This window comes from Paenibacillus sp. FSL W8-0426, from assembly GCF_037969725.1.
Lineage (GTDB): Bacteria > Bacillota > Bacilli > Paenibacillales > Paenibacillaceae > Paenibacillus > Paenibacillus hubeiensis.
The window spans coordinates 1,121,308-1,136,796 of record NZ_CP150203.1 but is presented as its reverse complement, the minus strand read 5'-3'; the positions used below and the strand labels follow the sequence as shown (position 1 = coordinate 1,136,796).

Annotated in this window: 14 protein-coding genes and 1 CRISPR repeat array; of the genes, 7 read left to right on the top strand and 7 right to left on the bottom strand. The window is 52.0% G+C overall.

Features of this window, described 5'->3' with window-relative positions:
- Positions 1-45 precede the first annotated feature (45 nt).
- Positions 46-2,232 carry a YhgE/Pip domain-containing protein gene (locus MKY59_RS05135; protein ID WP_339276370.1) on the top strand — a complete coding sequence of 729 codons (2,187 nt, stop codon included), beginning with the start codon at positions 46-48 and terminating at the stop codon, positions 2,230-2,232.
- 286 nt (positions 2,233-2,518) lie between these two features.
- On the opposite strand, the gene MKY59_RS05130 is transcribed toward MKY59_RS05135, so the two are convergent.
- Positions 2,519-2,818 carry a DUF4190 domain-containing protein gene (locus MKY59_RS05130; RefSeq protein WP_236420261.1) on the bottom strand — a complete coding sequence of 100 codons (300 nt, stop codon included), beginning with the start codon at positions 2,816-2,818 and terminating at the stop codon, positions 2,519-2,521.
- 347 nt (positions 2,819-3,165) lie between these two features.
- On the bottom strand, positions 3,166-3,831 hold the full coding sequence (locus MKY59_RS05125) for a DUF6709 family protein (protein WP_339276369.1): 666 nt from the start codon (positions 3,829-3,831) through the stop codon (positions 3,166-3,168).
- 611 nt (positions 3,832-4,442) lie between these two features.
- Here MKY59_RS05125 and MKY59_RS05120 point away from each other — a divergent pair.
- The 6 genes from MKY59_RS05120 to MKY59_RS05095 all read left to right on the top strand — a co-directional run bounded on the left by MKY59_RS05120 (position 4,443) and on the right by MKY59_RS05095 (position 9,580).
- Positions 4,443-5,147 (top strand): hypothetical protein, encoded by a 705-nt coding sequence (locus MKY59_RS05120; protein WP_339276367.1) that lies wholly within the window; start codon positions 4,443-4,445, stop codon positions 5,145-5,147.
- A 79-nt stretch (positions 5,148-5,226) separates the two neighbouring features.
- On the top strand, positions 5,227-6,171 hold the full coding sequence (locus MKY59_RS05115) for an EcsC family protein (RefSeq protein WP_236420213.1): 945 nt from the start codon (positions 5,227-5,229) through the stop codon (positions 6,169-6,171).
- A 123-nt stretch (positions 6,172-6,294) separates the two neighbouring features.
- A CRISPR array of direct repeats spans positions 6,295-6,666; the repeat unit is 33 nt; unit sequence ATTTCAATCCACGCACTCCATACAGAGTGCGAC.
- Between the two features lie 333 nt (positions 6,667-6,999).
- On the top strand, positions 7,000-7,608 hold the full coding sequence (locus MKY59_RS05110; protein WP_339276364.1) for a TetR/AcrR family transcriptional regulator: 609 nt from the start codon (positions 7,000-7,002) through the stop codon (positions 7,606-7,608).
- A gap of 86 nt (positions 7,609-7,694) precedes the next feature.
- Positions 7,695-9,017 carry an amidohydrolase family protein gene (locus MKY59_RS05105; RefSeq protein WP_339276362.1) on the top strand — a complete coding sequence of 441 codons (1,323 nt, stop codon included), beginning with the start codon at positions 7,695-7,697 and terminating at the stop codon, positions 9,015-9,017.
- Positions 9,018-9,035: 18 nt separating this feature from the next.
- Entirely contained in the window at positions 9,036-9,329 is a 294-nt protein-coding gene (locus MKY59_RS05100; RefSeq protein WP_339276360.1) for a DUF554 family protein, read from the top strand.
- A 38-nt stretch (positions 9,330-9,367) separates the two neighbouring features.
- Entirely contained in the window at positions 9,368-9,580 is a 213-nt protein-coding gene (locus MKY59_RS05095; protein ID WP_339276358.1) for a DUF554 family protein, read from the top strand.
- Between the two features lie 307 nt (positions 9,581-9,887).
- Here MKY59_RS05095 and MKY59_RS05090 read toward each other — a convergent pair whose 3' ends face one another.
- The 5 genes from MKY59_RS05090 to MKY59_RS05070 form a co-directional block, all read right to left on the bottom strand.
- Positions 9,888-10,643, bottom strand: coding sequence for an amino acid ABC transporter ATP-binding protein (locus tag MKY59_RS05090; protein ID WP_290371486.1), 756 nt, complete (start codon positions 10,641-10,643; stop codon positions 9,888-9,890).
- Positions 10,644-10,697: 54 nt separating this feature from the next.
- A complete protein-coding gene (locus MKY59_RS05085; protein ID WP_236420218.1) occupies positions 10,698-11,357 on the bottom strand; it encodes an amino acid ABC transporter permease in 660 nt (219 codons plus the stop codon).
- 167 nt (positions 11,358-11,524) lie between these two features.
- Positions 11,525-12,295, bottom strand: coding sequence for an amino acid ABC transporter substrate-binding protein (locus tag MKY59_RS05080; protein ID WP_236420263.1), 771 nt, complete (start codon positions 12,293-12,295; stop codon positions 11,525-11,527).
- Between the two features lie 152 nt (positions 12,296-12,447).
- A complete protein-coding gene (locus tag MKY59_RS05075) occupies positions 12,448-13,635 on the bottom strand; it encodes an amidohydrolase (RefSeq protein ID WP_339276356.1) in 1,188 nt (395 codons plus the stop codon).
- 237 nt (positions 13,636-13,872) lie between these two features.
- Positions 13,873-15,378: an alpha-glucosidase/alpha-galactosidase gene (locus tag MKY59_RS05070; protein WP_339276354.1), complete on the bottom strand. Its 1,506-nt coding sequence runs from the start codon at positions 15,376-15,378 to the stop codon at positions 13,873-13,875.
- Positions 15,379-15,489: the final 111 nt, after the last annotated feature.

Genomic DNA, 15,489 nt, shown 5'->3' with positions numbered 1-15,489 from the left:
TGCAATCCATATAGAGAGAACAAGAAACGATGGGGAGAGAACATCATGAAATCAATGACTGTGTTTTTTCGGGAACTCGGGTCCGCCCTCAGAAAACCGAAAGTAATCATACCGATTATCGTTGTGCTGTTTATACCGGTGCTGTACAGCGGCATGTTTTTGGAAGCCTTCTGGGACCCTTACGGCAAAATGAACGAACTGCCTGTCGCGGTGGTCAACAATGACCAAGGAGCAACTTACAATGAGCAAACGCTGGAAGTCGGGCAGAATCTGGTCGACGAGCTGAAGAAAAGCGATGACTTCAACTGGCAGTTCGTCTCACGCGAACAGGCCGACGAGGGCATGAAGGATAACGCGTATTATATGACGATCGTAATCCCCGAGGACTTCTCCGCCCGTGCAACCACTTTGATGGACGATCATCCCGAGCCTGCCGAACTGATCTATGAACCAAACGAAGGATACAATTTTCTCGCAGGCCAGATCGGGGGAACGGCGGTAAAACAGATCAAAGCCAAAGTGTCCGCCAAAGTCACGGAAACCTATACGGAAACGTTGCTCGACCAGGTAGCCGTCATCTCGAACGGACTGGCAGATGCAGGGGACGGTGCCGGACAGTTGAGCGACGGCGCATCCCGTTTGCATGACGGCGCAACCACGCTCAAGGAAAATCTGGCGAAGCTCGCCAGCGGCGCGGGCGAGCTGGAAAACGGTTCGCAAACGCTGCAAACCGGCGCGAAACAATTGGCGCAAGGCGTCGGCAAACTGCATGACGCTGCATCTACCCTCTCGGGCGGTTTGTCCCGGTTGTCCGAAGCGGGAGACCAACTGACGGTAGGAGCCGCCAAAGTGTCCGCCGGAGGCCAGTCGCTGCTGAGCGGTGCCAATGCCACGCGTGACGGCGCAGCCAAGCTCGATGCAGGCCTGGCCTCGTCCGAGGAAGGCGCGGCGAAGCTCACCGCCGGACTACAGGCCTCGGTGGCGGGCAGCGGCCAAGTCGCCGAAGGCGCGAAAGCGGTGGCCCAAGGGCTCGAGCAGCTCGCGCAGAGCAGCCCGCAACTGGCGGCAACCCCCGAAGTGCAGAAGCTGCTCGCCGCAAGCCAGGCCGTTGCCGCAGGCAGCGAGCAGGTTTATCAGGGCGGGCAGCAGCTCGTTGAAGGCAGCCGGACGCTGGAAGCTGCCCAACAGCAGCTGCATCAGGGCAGTTCGCAGCTTGTGCAGGGCCAGGAGCAATTGCTGCAAGGGGTATCGCAGCTGGCCGATGGGCAGGATCAGCTCGCGAACAATATGAAGCAATTCAACGCCAAGCTGGCCGAAGCCGCGGCGGGTGGAGCAAAGCTCGCTCAGGGCACCGGACAGTTAAACGCCAGCACCGGTCGGCTCACCGATGGCGTGCAGCAGCTCGCTGGAGGCATCGCAACGGTTGCGGACGGCTCCCGCCAACTGGATGAAGGCGCGGGCAAACTCAACGATGCCACCGTCAAGCTGGCTGACGGATCGGGTACGCTTGCCGACAAGCTAAATGAAGCAGCAGAGGAAACGTCCAGCGTCACCAAAACAGATGAACTTGTATCCATGTACGCGCAGCCGGTTCAGGTCGAAGAACAGAAATATAATGAAGTTCCGAACTATGGTACGGGATTCTCGCCTTATTTCATGTCCCTGGGTCTATTCGTCGGTGCGCTGATCGCCACACTGGTCGTGCCGGTGCGTGACGGCGCCGTGGCTGAAGCCAGCAGCTGGAATCGGTTCGTCAGCAAAACGCTGGCATTCAGCCTCATGAGCGCGGCGCAGTCGCTGCTGGCCTCCCTGCTTGTGCTTTACGGACTCGGGCTGGAGGTCCAAAGCGTTCCGCTCTTCCTGCTGTTCAGCTTTGTGACCAGCTTGACGTTCATGTTCATCATACAAGCGCTGGTGACCTGGCTGGATAACCCGGGACGTTTCATCGCCATTCTGATGTTGATATTCCAACTGACCACCAGTGCCGGAACCTTCCCGCTGGAGCTCATTCCAGATTGGATGAAAGGCTTCAATCCATGGCTGCCGATGACCTATTCGGTGACAGGCTACAAAGCGATCATTAGCAGCGGCTTGTTCGGCGTAGCCTGGGATCAACTCGGGATCATGTGCATTTTTGCCGTCATCGGCCTTGGTGCCACGTTTGCGTATTTCATGAAACACCGTACAGGGAACGTCAAACAAGTTCAAGGTGAAGCGGCGTTTCATGCTTAGGTTTTCCCTTTAAACGTCCAATCGTTAATAGAGCAAGGCATGCATGAAATGTTCGCCCAACTCGGTCCAATCGTTGGAGGGTGATGCTTCATGTACGGCCTTGCTTTTTTTGAAATGTAACTGACTTTCATCGCTTGGATGCTGCCTCATCTTCCCTTACCACGCCAAAAAAAGACGATCTACAGATCATCCGCAAATGACCTGAAGACCGTCTTTTTATCATCCAAACTAAGATGTCAGTATGACCATGCAATCAGAATGGCCGACTCCATCTCTCAATGGGGCTTTAGTAGCCGTAATAACTGCTTCCGGCAGCTGCCGCGAAGAAGACAATGAGAAGAATCAACATAATGATGGCATAAATCGCTGTACCGATGATTCCGCAGACGAGACCGGCGATGGCCAGCCCTTTCCCCTGCTCCATGCGAACCTTGAGTTCTTTGAGGGCCAGTGCTGCAAAGATGATGGCAACGATCCCGATCAAAAATCCAAGGTATGGAATCATGATGGACAATATCCCCAAAACGAGTGCGGCAATCGATTTGCCATTCGTTTTCAGCGGCATATATGGTGGTGGCGGTGGCATGAGTGGATCATGAAAATTCTGATCCCAATCATTCTGACGATGTTCCAAGGTAAATCCTCCCCATTCATTTCATTGACTACCATTATACTTGATCGTGCGTATAATCATACTCCATATTTTGTAAATGCTAAGGGTTTCGTAAAAATTTTCTTATGGGGCCCTGTAAAGAAGTTGAACAAGTCATTTTATATGTGACCACACCAACAGTCAAAAACATATTCGGATCGAGGTTATCCCCGGGTTTTTGGGCTCTTTCTTATTTCAGATCACATGATTTGGAGGATTTTTGCAATCACAGTTGAATCAGCTCACGCTTATTACAACGCTATTTTGCCCAATCTTATGTATTAATACTGACGGTATTTATGCTTCAGCACACTCAATCTTCCGAGTACGATTAGACCGACCAATAGCATAATGCCTAGATAAATGCCTCCCAGAATTTGAAGTATGAACGACGACTGATCCTCTCCAATTTCCTTAGGAATGTCCAAATTAAGCATATAAGGCCAGAACTCTTCCTCGAATGGTTTTTCGGTACCCGTAAGTTCCTTCATATATTCAGTGGCGTGCCCCTTAATCTCGGGGTCTATCTTTTGCATACTGCCCGTGTTGTATATCGTGGTATCCACAGACAGTTCGCCATTATTCGAAGAATACGCAAGCTGGTCGTATCGGGATGAATGTTGTGCGAGCACTTGCACAATGAGTCCTTTTTCTTGATAAGGATAGATGTAATACAGGTAGTGATTCACCTCCAGATCATTTCCTTCCCGCTGCATATAATACCTGGCAAAAGCTTGGTGCATCTTCTCGAACTGTACCTCGACGTAGTCCCCTGCCTTTAGGGTTCCAGGATCCAAATGGTTCAAATCTCTGGGCCCCTCCGCATACTTCGCGTTGTTGACCAAACCCGAGACGATAAAACCTCCGAGCACGAGTGTGGCCAACACAGCTGCAATCAGAAAGCCACGTATGACTCTCTTCTTCTCTAAAGCATATTGTTCTTGCAATTAATTCTCCCCTTCCCAATTATTTCATCTACTTCATAGTAGTTATCGGTCAATCAGGGAAAAATATGAAGAATTGGTCTTGATACAACCACATATGAAACAACACAAAGATGCGTAAACAATCGTTTACGCATCTTTGTCGCATTCCAGGTTTTCTGTTGTTATGCGCTCCATAGAGAGTGCGACAGGTAAAAGTGATGGAGCTGCATGGCTTTCAATCCACGCACTCCATACGGAGTGCGATTTCATTGAGCTGCTGCACCTCGCTTGATAGAGATTTATTTCAATCCACGCACTCCATACGGAGTGCGACAGCAAAAAATGAAGTAACAAATGTGTCAATCGGAACAATCGTTACGTAACTTCATCTTTTTTATTATACATCACTCAACTAATGGAGCAAATCCATTGCCAAAAGGTCACGAAAACGATCTTTTCGACAAATTCCGAGGTGCGAATCCCCCGGGAAATTCATGTGAGCATGGGGTTCGTACCTAAATTTCCAAATCCCTGCGCCGCTTTTCCCCTTATATCCGTATATAATACAATTATGAATAAGAAAAACAACGCATACTTTGAGTACCTAACGTGTGTCTAAGGAGAATGACAATATGAGCTTTCTAAAAGATTTGGGGCAATTCGCGGGAAAAGTTACAGGCAGAGTGCTCGGCGGATCCGTCCGGGTTGTTGGTGAAGTCACAGGCAGCCAATATATCAAAGAAGTCGGCAACGGCGTTGAAAAAGCAACCGTACATACCGGACGCACGGTGGGCGATCTTGCCAGCGGTGTATATGATGTCGCTAAAGGGGTAATTACAAACGATGGAGCCACGGTGGATCATGGCTTGAACGACATTGGTGGCGCTGTGTCTGATACCGCCAAAGGCGTCGTTGCTTCTGCCAAATACGTCTACAACAACGGCAAAGATGTCGTTACGGGCATCAAGGATGAGGATATGGATCGCGTGAAGCACGGTGCCAAAGGACTGGTTACTGCCGCGGCGGTGAGTGTCATTGCAGTCGGCATACTTGACGTGGCGGATGGTGCAGATGGCATAGGTGAAATTGCAGCCGAAAGCGACCCAAGTCATGCAGCGCCTATTGAACATACAACGGCGACAGCAAATGTCGAGCAGACCGGTGCCGCTTCGATCGAAAATCCGAATACTCACCACGTTGAACCTCATTATGTCGAAGGTTATGAGCGCGCAGACGGCACGCACGTCGAGGGGTACTACAGGGATGGCGACGGGGATACCAGCGTGAACCGTCCAAATGGGGGATACGAACAGCATAACCCAGACTACAAAGCCTAAACCCAGGCGGATGCTTTTGACTTGAGATGTCCGCTGTTGGCGTGGAATCATCATTCGATTGTACTGGAGGGAAATCATCATGCCGACCTTTACGGAGTACGAACAATTTGTCATTGGGGAAATGGCCAAAAGCCAAGTTTCGGTCAATCCAGTCCAAGCTGCGCTTGAAGTCGCCGGAAAACCCGTGTCTAAGCTCATGGAAGCCGCCCATTCATCCAATAGCAAGATGATCAAAAAAGCCATCACCCGCATCGACTCCACGATTGAGTCTTCTTTGCGGGGAACGATCAAAATGGCCAAGGCATTGACCAGCGAAGATGCCATTCGCAAAGAATACATGAAAAAACACAATATCCGCATTGCCGGTCTAGAGGAGATCCGACGCTTGCCATTAAAAGAGATGGATATCGTGGCAGATACGTTTGATGTCAGCAACGGTTTTTTGGTTACGGCGGAGGGTGCAGCATTGGGAATGGCAACAACTCTTTCAGGCGGACTCTTGCTTCCAGTGACCGTCGCAGCTGACGTGACCGCCTCCATGACGCTGATGTCCCGGCATGTAAGCCAAATCGCTGCTTCGTATGGATACTCCACGGCGGATCCGATGAATATTCCGCATGTCTTGGCGGCGATGGCGCCAACATCGTCGGCTTCGGATGAAGGGTTTCTGGCAGCCAAATCGTTGGCCTTTTCCGAAGTGAGGGCAGCGACCAAGTTTGCCGAAGGACTGGCTGGGGAATTGACCGCCGAAGTCATCGAAAAATCCTGTCCCCAACTCATCCGGCTCGTGCAAAAGGTTGCTGAGCGATTAGGCGTCGTCATCACGCAAAAGGAACTGGGCATGATCGTGCCCATTGCAGGTGCCGTTCTTAATGCAGGACTTAACCTGGCTTTTCAGCAAATGAACCACACCAATGCCAAAAATTATTTCCGCAAGCTTTATCTGGACAACAAATACGGACAGGATCATGTCCATCATTTCATTCAATTGGAAGTGAAAAGACTACAGGAAGTTCCGGTATAACTGCAGAGGGATAGCTTTACGGCGAATTTATCTTTAGCCGGAAACCCGCATTGATCCTGACTCAAAAAAGCTCGGCATATGCCGGGCTTTTTTCGTTGTAATTTAGGGACCTACCCCTTATGCACTATAACTCTCGCACTCCATACGAAGTGCGACCCGATTGATGCCGTCAAGGTGACAGCAACCCTGAAATTTCAATCCACGCACTCCATACAGAGTGCGACACGGCGATTCTGTTCTTCGTCAAGTCGGGCTTTTGATTTCAATCCACGCACTCCATACAGAGTGCGACGCCATGCGGGTTAACGCTGTTGTAGCTGACTGGGCTATTTCAATCCACGCACTCCATACAGAGTGCGACAAGTCACTCAAGGTAAATGCCTTGGGTGATATCCATTTCAATCCACGCACTCCATACAGAGTGCGACAACGTGATGATCATCAGATTGTGTAGATTGGCGTATTTCAATCCACGCACTCCATACAGAGTGCGACAGCGAAAAATAACGTATAAACTGCGTCCACTTCAAAAAATGAACTTTCCTTCAGTACCTTCTCTAAATCAAAACATCCCTCCTCATTGCCAAAAGGTCACAAATTAGGCGTTTTTCGACAATTTTCGAGGTGCGAATCTCCCAGGAAATTCATGTGAGCTTGGCATTCGCACCAATGATAACACAACCGCATGAATCCCGCCATCCACAGCACACAACACACTGCCTCACATATCCTCTGTTCCCCATTCCAACATCCGGCCATTTGACAAACCTCAAAAATAGGACTACATTAATAACGAATTAACCATTCACTTTTAAGGAGACGTTCCGATTGCAGTCCAAAAAAGACGAAGTCAAAAAAGAAATCGAATATGCCGCGTTAAAGGTATTTTTCGAAAAAGGGTTTGTCGACGCCAAGATGAGCGATATCGCGAACGAGATCAACATTTCCGTTGGCAACATCTACACCTATTTCAAAAACAAAAAGGATCTGTTCTACTCCGTCGTGCCGCCCACCTTGGTGGAATACCTGAAAAACGTGCTGGTCGAGACAATTCATTTCGATAATCAGCATTTTTTCGACGGCGCCGACAGCGAGGAGCGGTCTGCCCTGTTTCAGGCTCAAGTGGACGTGTTGACGAAGTACAGCAAACAGATCGTGATCATTTTCGAAAAAAACAAAGGCACCACATACACCAACGCGAAAAACGAACTGGTCGACCTGATGATCGAAACCAAAAAGGCCTATCTCAAGGATCGGTATAAACGCTACGAAATCGGCCACGAAGAAAACATGGTCATGCTCAACATCATCGCCCACAATGTCATCGACATGAATCTGGATCTGCTGAAAAGAGAGATGAGCGACGACAGCCGCAGACGTATTTTCGAAGCGTTGAGCATTTACAGACTGCACGGTATGAAAAGCTTGAACGAGTAAAAAAAGCCGGACATGCCTTGCCCTTTTTTTCGCTCCAAAAATGAATTATTCATTCATTATACATCGCATTCAAGGAGGATTTTATGATGACAAAGGCCTATGCGCTCACCAACGGCAATATAATCCACGGCGACCAGCATCAAGGTTTGGCCAAAAATATGACCATTCTGGTCGATGAACACGGACGCATTCAACAGATCGGCAAAGAACACGAAATGGACATCCCCGCCCATTATGAAATGATCGACCTTGCGGGCAAATATGTCATGCCAGGGTTGATCAATGCCCACGTTCACCTGTTCGCAGACGGCAAACCGTTCACGCTGTCCGCCAGCGAAGGCATGCTGCAATTTGCGTACAACCACATTTTGAACACGAAATTCGGAAAAAACGTGCTGATAAAACGCATGAAACGCAATGCGCTGACGGCTCTGCATGCCGGGGTGACCACGATGCGCAGCGTCGGCGAATTTTTCTACACCGATGTGGCGCTCCGCGATGAAATCAACGCCAACACGTTCGTTGGCCCGAACTTGCTTGTATCCGGGTTTTTCCTGAGCGTCACGGGCGGACACGGCGCACCCTACCTCGCTCTGGTGGGAGACTCCCCATGGGAGGCGCGCAAAAACGTGCGCCTCAATGTGAAACACGGCGTGGATCTGATCAAAATTTGCGTGACCGGTGGGGTGACCGATGCCAAAATGGTCGGCGAAGCGGGCCGCCTGCAAATGACGGTGGACGAAGTAGCCGCGATCTGCGACGAAGCGCACAAAATCGGGCTGCGGGTCGCTGCCCATGTGGAGAGCACGGAAGGTGTCAGAGTGGCGTTAAAAGGCGGCGTCGACACGATCGAGCACGGCGCGGAAATGGATGACGAAATCATCGGCCTGTATAAAAACAATCCCAATGCCCTGAACGGTTACACGGCCCTGATCCCGACCCTGCAAGCCGCTTATCCGTCGGCCTCCTTGGACACCAGTGTCACAAAGGTGAGCGCAACCGTGAAGGAAAACTCCAGGCTGGTTTACACATCCATGTTGAAAAGTGTGCATCAAGCCATTGAACACGGCATTACGATGGGTGTCGGCACCGATGCCGCGATGCCGTTCGTTACGCATTACGACATGTGGAGAGAACTCGACCATTACATGAGACAGGCCGGTCTGAGCACGGCACAGGTCATCGAGATGGCTACCCGAACCAATGCAAACATTTTGGGCGTGGATGAATTTACCGGTACGCTTGAAGTCGGCAAAAACGCGGATCTGATCGTCCTCGAGCATAACCCGCTGGAGCGTATCGAAGCCTTGTCGGACGTCAACATGGTCATGGTCAACGGCAATCTTATCCCAACCCCATCCGTCACCCGAATCCCGGAAGTCGACCAACTTCTAAATTCGGTGTGGTAATCCTCAGGAGTGAACACGATGCTTGGAATATGGATCAATTGTTTTTCGATGATATGCGGCAGCACGATCGGAGCCATCTCCAAAAGGTTCATCCATGAGAGCTACAAATCCATCCTGAACCAGGTGATCGGCGTCAGCGCCCTGATCATCGGCATCAGCACAACGATGAACAGCCTTTCCACCAGCGAATTTCAAGTCATGTTTATCATTTTCCTCACGCTTGGCGGGATCATCGGTCAGCTTATAAATATCGAAAAAAGGTTGGATAAACTGATGGCCCGGTTCTCGGCGGGCCGTTTGAATGAAGGATGACGGCGCTCATTCTGGCTTCCACTTTCGGAATCGGCATCATGCTCACATCACTTATATTGTTTGTTATCGAAACAGCAGTATTTTTATCCGCAGATTTCATTTCCGGATACATGACGACCAGCGTGATCAACGAAATCACGATCATTGGCGGCATTCTTGCGCTCTGCACCGGCTTGAACATTCTGAACATTACAAAAATCAACGTGTTGAACCTGCTGCCTGCCTTGTTCATCCCCGTATTTTTGCTGTAACGAACGTGACGCACTCTATTGAGCGGAATAAAGCTCACGTTGAATCGTAACGAACCTGAGACACGTTATTATGGTGAAATGACGCCCGAACGGCCCAAATTACGCTGCATAAGACTTCTCAGGTTCGTTAGGTGCTGCAAACCACGAAAACGGCCCACATAAGGTGTGTGAGATTCGTTAGCGCTCGCGGAAGACTGCAGCGTAAATTACGATCAGCATACATCGTATCGTCAACGCAAAAAAGAGCGAATCTTCCGGTCCCCTCGTGGTCCGGCATGATTTCGCTCTTTATGATGTGCAGCCTGGCTTAGGCGTCCAGCTCTACCCGCTGCAAAAACGTACGCGTACGCTCCAGCTGCGGATTGCCGAAAATTTGCTCCGGCGTACCGGATTCGGCGATCTCGCCGTTGTCCATGAAGAAAATGCGATCCGCGACGTCGCGGGCAAAGCTCATCTCATGGGTGACGATCATCATCGTCATGTTTTCCTGGGCGAGCTGTTTGATGACCCGCAGCACTTCGCCCGTCAGCTCGGGATCGAGCGCGGAGGTCGGCTCGTCGAAGAGCAGGATGTCCGGCTGCATCATGAGGGCGCGGGCGATGGCCACGCGCTGCTTCTGTCCCCCGGAAAGATTGCCCGGATAGGTATCGGCCTTGTCCGCCAGCCCTACCTTGTCCAGCAGTTCCATGCTGCGCTTACGAATAGCGGCATTGCTTTCTTTTTTCAGCGTCTTCGGCGCCAGCTCCAGATTCGCGCGCACGGTCAGGTGCGGGAACAGGTTAAAATGCTGGAACACCATGCCCATCCGGTCGGTCATTTTGCGAATGTCCGCACCGGAAGCGTAACGTCCGTCCTCAACCAGCACCTGATTTTGCAGGCGGATCGTGCCGCCCGTAATTTCCTCCAGATGGATCAGGCTGCGCAGCATGGTGCTTTTGCCGGAGCCCGACGGTCCGATGACGGCAATGACTTCGCCCGGCTCCACGCTGAAGGAAACCTGCTTCAGGACGTCCAGCGTGCCGAACGATTTTTTCAATTGGTTGACTTCTATGATATGTGACATGTTTAGACAGTCCTTTAACGGATTGATTTTGAGTGCGGCCTCTGCGCCGCAGCTTTATTTAAACGAGTAACGTTTCTCCAACAGCTTGAACAGAACGGTCAGCACAAGGGTCATCACCAAATAAATGACTGCCGCCAAGAAAAACGGTATCAGCTGCATGTCGCGGTTGACCGCCGCCTGCGCGTAATACAGCAGCTCCGGCACGGCCACGGCGTACAAAAGCGCCGTATCCTTCACCAGCGTAATCGATTCGTTGGCGGTTGCCGGCAGCACCACGCGGATCATCTGCGGAACGATGACTTTCGTCATCGTTTGCCAGCGGCTAAGCCCCAGCACCTGCGCCGCTTCCTGCTGTCCTTTGTCGATGGAAAGCAGGCCGCCCCGGAAAATTTCCGCGAAGTATGCGGCATAGTTCAGCACAAACGCAATCGCTGCGGAAACGAAGCGGTCGAAGACCAGATGCTCCCCGATCACCGGCAGCAGCGGCAGGCCGAAGCAGAAGAACAGCACCTGCAGCAGCAGCGGCGTGCCGCGCATGACGTAAACGTACGCGTGCGCCAGCCAGGCCAGCGGTTTGAAGCGGCTGCGCATGACCAGCGTTATGCCGAAGCCGAGCGGCACGGACAATACGATCGCGACCAGAAACATGATGATCGTTGTCTGCGCCCCATCCAGCATCGGTTTTAATACGGTAGATATATAATCCCAGCTCATGATTCAATCTCCTCTAATCTGTTGACCCCGCACTCCACCGAAGGCATTGCCTCCATCGGAAATACGGGGTCACTTGGTAGTGAACGGCGGCATAAAGGATTCAGGCCATGCCGTTCAATCGATATTGTCAGGTCCTTTGCGATTCTAAGTGGATCGGATCAAACCTGTTATTTCAGCACCTTGTTTTCGCCAAACCACTTGTTCGAAATTTCGGCAGCCGTGCCGTCCGCGTTCATCTCGTCAAGGGCTTTTTGCAGCTCGTTCAACAGTGCTTCATTGCCTTTCTTCACGCCAACGCCATATTGCTCGGGAGCGAGCGATTCGTCCAGCAGTTTGAACGTTCCTTCTTCTTTGGACATGTAGTATCTTGCTACAACCTCGTCGATGATGACGGCATCCAGGCGTTTCGTTTTGAGGTCGGTCAGGGCAAGTACGTTATCCTTGAATTCGGAAGCTTTTACTTTGTCTTTCAGCGGGCTTGCCGCGAGTGCATCTGCCGCAGAGGACAATGCTTGCAGACCGACGTTTTTGCCGTCCAGCTCGTCCAGCTTCGTAATCGGCGAATCGGCCAGCGTCACGACCACCTGGCTATTCTCCAGATACGGCTTCGTGAACAGGACTTTCTCCTTGCGCTCGTCCGTGATCGTGTATCCGTTCCAGATCAGGTCGATGCGGCCGCTGTTCAGCTCGGATTCCTTGGAAGACCAGTCGATCGGCTGGAACGTGAACTCTTTACCCATTTTCTCCCCGGCCGCGCGGGCATAATCAATATCGAAACCTACGATTTCGTTTTGCTCGTCACGGAAACCCATCGGAGCGAATTTGTCGTCGATGCCTACGACGATGGTATTGTCGTCTTTGCTTGCCGAGCCCGAACAGCCCGCGAGTACAACGATGAACATGCTGATCAGTAACAGTACGATTCCCTTTTTCTTCATCATTTCTTACCCCTCCATGTCTATAGCCAGCAAAACGCTTTAGCTCGTTACCACGTTATCAGAGTTTTTATAATAACATAGCATGGAAAAAGAGTCGAGAGATTCGCAAGGTTAATCCTATCCTGCATATCCAGATGTTGAACATTGTTTGACTAATCCCGGTTCCACTCAAGCAAATGTTCCGCAATTTTAACGAAAGCCAATATGCCGTTCTGCAGCGCTTCTTCGTCAATCATAAATTTGGGATGATGATGGGGATACACGATGCCTTTATCCACATTGCCTGCGCCGATATTGAAAAACGTCCCTGGAACGACGCGCTGATACGCCGAGAAATCCTCGCCGCCCATGGATGGGGGTTGATGAACGACGGCGTCCCGGCCAAACGTTTCCACCAGCACCGCTTCAATCGTACGGGTCAGTCCCTCGTCATTCACGACCGGATCGTAGCCGTACACGTAATCCAGCTCGATGCTCGCTCCATGGGCCGAAGCGACTCCGCCGGCGATGCGCTCGATCTGTCTTTCGGCCTCTTCCCGCACTTCCGTGCTGAAGCTCCGTACCGTTCCTTTGATGATCGCCTGATCCGGAATGACATTGTGGGAGGCCCCTGCGGTAAATTGGGCAATGGATACCACGAGGCGCTCCAGCGGATCGGCATTCCGGGACACGATGTGCTGCAGGTTGGTCACGATTTGGGCGCCAATGGCGATGACGTCCACCGCCCTATGTGGAGATCCCGCATGTCCGCCGTACCCTTTGACAAGAATCGTGAAGTTGTCCGGCGAAGCCATCATTTCGCCATAGGCAATGCCTATTTGACCGACAGGCAGCAGGGAAGCCAAGTGTTCGCCCACGACCCAATCCACCCCGTCCATGACGCCTGCCGCGACCAGTTCTCTTGCCCCGCCTGGCGGCATTTCCTCCGCATGCTGGAAAATAAAGCGAATCTCGCCGCGAAGCTGCTCCTTTCGCGCGCTAAGCAGCTTGGCCACGGCCAGCAGCGTGGCCGTATGCCCGTCATGCCCGCAGGCATGCATGACGCCCGGATTGCGGGAAGCGTCCTCGATCGGCGCTTCCTCTTCAATCGGCAATGCGTCGATGTCTGCACGCAGAGCCAGCGTTTTGCCCGGATGGGCGCCGATCAGCTTGGCAACGACGCTTGTCGGCGTAGGGCGGCTGATCTCCAGTCCGCCGAACGATTCCAATATGCCGGCGATGTACCGGGACGTTTCATGTTCCTGAAACGAAAGCTCGGGATGCCGGTGCAAATGCCTGCGCCAGGCAATAGCTTGCTCGATCAGTTCGGTGGTCAATGGTTCAGGTATAGTTGACATCATTATCATCCTCCTAGATTAAATCGCTATTATATGTAAACACATTAACTTACTTGGTTATTCCATCATAATCCAAATTGCGCGCTTTGTATAATCGATTTTCACATGCAAAAAAAGCCCAGCCGCCAGACTCCCTCGTCTAACGGCTGCGCCTTGCATCATGAAGCTTAGTGATGTTGTTGCTTCATCTTATCGCTTCACTTCATAGATTCACTTTATAGTTCACCTTATTGCTGTATCTTATTGCTGTACCTTTTCGCGATCTTTGCCCTTGTCGGACTCGCCCGCGTTTTTGTTGGCGGCATCGCGGTCCTGCTGCATCTCTTCCACCGTTTTCACTTTGAGCCGCGCTGCGCCTTCGTATGCTTTCGTCGGAATAAGGTTGCCTGCCGCAAGCCGCTCTTTCGCCGCTGCAATGGCTTCGCCGTATTGCGGCAGCCATTTCGCCTGTGCGACCAGCATCTCGTCGACCATTTGCCAAATCTCTTTCGGATTGCATACCGCGCCGACGAGCGGGTCCATCATGAATGCCTGACGCAGCAACTGGTCATCGCCATGCACTGCGGCCTCTACCGCCAGACGTTGTACCGAAATGCTGACGTTGCATACGGCTGCCGGGCCGAGCGGCAGATCGCCGACATGCGGCATCGAGATGCCGTTGCGGTCGACATAGCCCGGCGCTTCGATGATCGCGTCATTCGGCAGGTTGGAGATCACGCCGTTGTTGACAGTGTTGAAATGCCCGCGGTATACGCGTCCCGTTTCCAGCGATTCGATAATGTACGAACCGTGCTCTTCGCCTCGTTTTTCCGGAACGAAACGCATAGGCTCATCTTTCATCCAGTTCGGGAAGTCGGTTTCGAACCAGTTGCGTCCTTCCGTGCATACCCGCAAATACCCTCCGGTCTCCCCGTTGATCCAGCTGCCCAGGTCGATCCAGTCTTGAATTTCGTCCGGACGTTTGCGGTACCAAGGCACGTATTCGCTCAGATGGCCGTTCGATTCCGTGCTGTAATACCCGAAGCGGCGCAGCATGTCGATGCGCACCTTTTCGGTCCGGCTGTACTCCGGATGTTTCTCGAACGCTTCAAGCAAACCTGCCGTCAGGTCCTCGCCCTTGTGCGACGCCTTGATGTACCACGTCTGATGGTTGATGCCCGCGCAGACGATATCGACGTCCTTTTTATCCAGCCCGTACACTTCTGCGATCTGATGGTGCCCATGCTGTACCCCGTGGCACAAACCGATCGTGCGCACGCCGCCGTATGTGTTGCAGGCCCAAGTCAGCATGGCCATCGGGTTCGAGTAGTTGAGCAGCAGCACGTCCGGCGCGCTCTGCTCGCGAATGTCCTTGCAGATGTCCAGCATCTCGGCGATGCCGCGCTGCCCGTACATAATGCCGCCCGCGCACAGCGTGTCCCCGACGCACTGGTCCACCCCGTATTTGAGCGGAATGTCCACGTCGGTCGCAAACGCTTCAAGCCCGCCTACCCGTATCGTGCACAGCACGTACTTGGCATCCTTGAGCGCTTCTCTGCGGTCCGTCGTCGGTTGAATCTGGATGTCCAGTCCGTTCTCGCGAATATCCCGTTGGCACAGCTCGGTCACCATGTCCAGGTTATGCTGGTTGATGTCGCAGAACGCCACCTCGATGTTTTTGAACTCCGGCACGGTCAGCAGATCCCGCAACAATCCGCGCGTGAATCCGATGCTGCCTGCCCCGATAAAGGCCACTTTAAACGACATGCCCATGTCCTCCCATTGTCCGAAGACACTGCTTCGGTTATTGTTTCACCACATGAGTCCATTGTAGCAATGCCTTTCGGGGAAGCGTTATCAAAATCATGACCTGTTTGC